Annotated in this window: 4 protein-coding genes and 1 pseudogene; 1 reads left to right on the forward strand and 4 read right to left on the reverse strand. The window is 73.1% G+C overall.

Translation table 11 applies throughout. The annotated features are described in order from the left end of the window. From JM949_RS34720 to rimP, 4 genes and pseudogenes are all read right to left on the reverse strand, one after another. A pseudogene (locus JM949_RS34720) lies at positions 1-561 on the reverse strand (translation initiation factor IF-2 N-terminal domain-containing protein); the annotation flags it as partial. A 93-nt stretch (positions 562-654) separates the two neighbouring features. After that, positions 655-987 (reverse strand): YlxR family protein, encoded by a 333-nt coding sequence (locus JM949_RS34725; protein ID WP_203152283.1) that lies wholly within the window; start codon positions 985-987, stop codon positions 655-657. 16 nt (positions 988-1,003) lie between these two features. Further along, the gene (gene nusA, locus JM949_RS34730) at positions 1,004-2,047 is read right to left on the reverse strand and encodes a transcription termination factor NusA (protein WP_203152285.1); all 1,044 of its coding nucleotides are present in this window, start codon (positions 2,045-2,047) and stop codon (positions 1,004-1,006) included. After that, positions 2,044-2,751: a ribosome maturation factor RimP gene (gene rimP, locus JM949_RS34735; protein ID WP_203152286.1), complete on the reverse strand. Its 708-nt coding sequence runs from the start codon at positions 2,749-2,751 to the stop codon at positions 2,044-2,046. Before rimP ends, nusA begins: the two co-directional genes overlap by 4 nt. A gap of 155 nt (positions 2,752-2,906) precedes the next feature. On the opposite strand from rimP, the gene JM949_RS34740 reads away from it, so the two are divergent. Then, the coding region (locus JM949_RS34740) for a hypothetical protein (RefSeq protein WP_238434427.1) at positions 2,907-3,347 on the forward strand (441 nt) is incomplete at its 3' end.

Here is a 3,347-nt window from a genome sequence, read left to right on the forward strand (position 1 = left end):
CGGGGCGGCATCGCCGCGGGACCGGCCGGGGGCCGGGGCGGTTGCCACGTCTGCCGGAGGCTCCCGGCGGACGGGGTTCTCCCGCTGCTGCTGGCGGGCGGCCTGCGCGGCCTTGACCGCGGCCTCCTGCTCAGCCTTCAACGCGGCGGCGCGCGCTTCGGCGGCCGCCACCTCGATGTCGTGGGCACTTGCCGGTTTGGCGACCGGGGCCGCCGACTGCGGCGCACCGGGCACCGGACCCTTGGGCTTCGGACCGGGTGTCGGCGCGGCCGGCCGCCGAGGCGGCATCGGCTTGGCCGAGACCCGGGGCGCGCCCGGGGTCGGAGTCGGCGTCGGGGTCGGGGATGAAGCCGGCGTCGACGCGGGCGCCGACGGGGCGGCCGGAGCCGGGGCACCGGCGGACGCGACGAATGCGTTACGCAGCCGCCGGGCGACGGGCGCCTCGACGGTGCTGGACGCGGACTTCACGAACTCGCCCATTTCCTTCAGCTTGGCGAGAACGGTCTTACTCTCGACCCCGAGCTCTTTTGCAAGCTCGTGTACGCGGGCCTTGCCTGCCACTGCACTCCTCACTCCGAGGTCGTGCGGGCAGCACCCGCAGCGACCTCACTCGTGCACTTGAAGCCTGGTCATTTCAGGGACTTCATCGTGTGCTCATGTCGGTCGTCCTACCCTGCTAGCGACCCTCGCCCGGTCGGGCTGACCGGACGTAGTGGTTGGCGCATCGACGTGCTCCGCCAGCACACCGTGGTCAAGGACCTCGGTGCTGCGCAGCGCACGCCCGAAGGCGCGGCGCCGCACCGCCAGCGCGAAGCAGGCCGGATCCGGGTGCATGTTCGCTCCCCGACCCGGCAGCCTGCGGAGCGGGTCAGGCCGGAGGCTGTGACCAGCCTCGCCCCTCACCGCGACGACCCGCAGCAATTCGCTGGCCGGCGCACGTTGCCGGCAACCCACACAGGTGCGCTCCGGCTGCGCGCGTCGTACCACTGGAGGAAGTCTACCCCTAGCTGCCCGAGATCGCGCTGCCCGGCTCCCGCACGTGATCAGTTGCCCCACGCGCGGCCGGAGCGGTCTGCTCCGCGTCCGAGCGGATGTCGATCCGCCAACCGGTCAATCGGGCCGCGAGTCGGGCATTCTGCCCCTCCCGACCGATCGCGAGCGACAGCTGGAAGTCGGGGACCGTCACCCGGGCGGCTCGCCCGGCCAGGTCGACCACCTCGACCCGCAGCGCCTTGGCCGGCGACAACGCGTTGCCGACGAAGGTCGCCGGGTCGTCCGACCAGTCGATGATGTCGATCTTCTCACCGTGCAGCTCGCTCATCACCGCGCGCACCCGCTGGCCCATCGGACCGATGCAGGCGCCCTTGGCGTTCACTCCCGGGGTGGTGGAGCGGACGGCGATCTTGGTGCGGTGACCTGCCTCACGGGCGATCGCGCCGATCTCCACCGTGCCGTCGGCGATCTCCGGCACCTCCAGCGCGAACAGCTTCTTGACCAGCGCCGGGTGCGACCGGGACAGGGTGATCTGCGGCCCGCGCATGCCCTTGGCGACGTGCACCACGACGCAGCGGACCCGCTCGCCGTGCGCGTACCGCTCGCCGGGCACCTGCTCGGACTGCGGCAGCACGCCCTCCAGCTTGCCCAGGTCGACGCTGACGATGCCCTTCTCGGTGCGCGTCTCGTGCGCCTGCACCACGCCGGTGACCAGATCACCCTCGCGGCCCACGTACTCACCGAAGTGCACCTCGTCGGTGGCCTCCCGCAGCCGCTGGAGGATCACCTGCTTGGCGGTCATGGCGGCGATCCGGCCGAAGTCGTGCGGCGTGTCGTCCCACTCCCGCACCAGGCTGCCGTCGGAGTCCATCTCCTGCGCGTACACCAGGGCCGCGCCGGACTTACGGTCGATCTCCACCCGGGCGTGCGGTTCGGCCCCGTCGGTGTGCCGGTAGGCGGTCAGCAACGCGGTCTCGATCGCCGCGAGAATCGTGTCGAACGGGATCTCCCGCTCGCGCTCGAGTGCGCGCAGCGCCGCGAGGTCGATGTTCACCTCTCCTCGTCCTCCACATCATCTTCGTCGTCGATGTCGTCTGACTCGTCGGTCTCGTCTGAATCGTCAATCTCGTCTGAATCGTCCGTGTCGTCGAACTCGTCCTCCGGCTCACCGAGTTCGGCGAGCCGGGTGAACTCGACCTGCACCCGGCCCGGACCGAGCTGGGCGTACGCCCAGGCGGCGGGACCGTCGTCGGTCTCCAACCGCACACCCTCGTCGTCGGCCGCGACCACCCGGCCGGTCAGTTGCCGGTCGCCGGCGGGCTGCTCGCCACGCTGACCGGGCAACCCGGTCGCGCCCCGGACGGTGACCTTGACCAGTCGACCCACGTTGCGCCGCCAGTGCCGGGGCAGGGTGAGCGGGCGGTCGACCCCGGGCGAGCTGACCTCCAGCTGGTACTCGCCGGCGACGATGTCGCCACCGGCCTCCTCGGCGGCGTCCAGCGCCACCGAGACCGCGCGGGAGACGTCCGCGACGGCGTCCAGGTCGATCCCGCCGTCGGCGTCCACCAGCACCCGCACCACGTGCCGGCGGCCGGCCCGGGAAACCGACAGGTCCTCCAGGTCGTAGCCGGCTTCGGTGACCACCGGCTCGATCACGGCCCGCAGTCGGGCACGCCGCGCGGCGAGGTCACCGCCACGGGGACCCGCGCCATCGCGGGGTCGACCCGTCGGCCTGGTGGCACGGCCACGCTGCGTCATCTCCGCACCCTCTCCCTGGTCGACGGCGACCGGTCGTCCCGCCATGCCGGCACGCCACCGGAGTGGACACGCCGGCGGCTGCGCAGAGCGTAACGCGCCTGCCCGGCCGTGGGCCGGGCGGCGCACCGACGCCGGTGGCCCCCGGACCGGCGCGCATGGTGTTGACTTGGCCGGTGGGGATCGGCAGAACGACAGAGCGCCACCAGGCATCCGGGCATTCCCGGCGAAAGCTCCTGCGCGCCGGGGCACTGCTGGCCGTCGGGGGTGCCGTCGCGCCGCTGACCGGCTGTGATCTTTTCGACCGCGACGATCAACCGGCGCCACCTCCGGACCCGCTGCGTCCGATGGTGGACGAGGCACTCGCGCTGGCCGCCGCGCACCGGACGAGCGCGACCGCGCACCCCGACCTCGCCGACCGGCTCAACCCGATCGCCGAGGCGCACAGCGCGCACGCCGCCGAGCTGGCCAGGGTGATCGGCGTCGCCCTACCGTCGACGACCCCCGCCGCCCCGACCACCGCGCCGGCGGCCGACCCGGCCGGCGCGCTCGCCGCCCTGCGGGCACTGGAGAAGACCGCGCAGCGTCCGCCACCGCCG

The organism is Micromonospora tarensis, assembly GCF_016803395.1.
Classification (GTDB): domain Bacteria; phylum Actinomycetota; class Actinomycetes; order Mycobacteriales; family Micromonosporaceae; genus Micromonospora; species Micromonospora tarensis.

Excerpts from the sequence above, each read along its gene's own strand:
- rimP (WP_203152286.1), bottom strand. The coding sequence starts at position 2,751 with ATGACGCAGCGTGGCCGTGCCACCAGGCCGACGGGTCGACCCCGCGAT.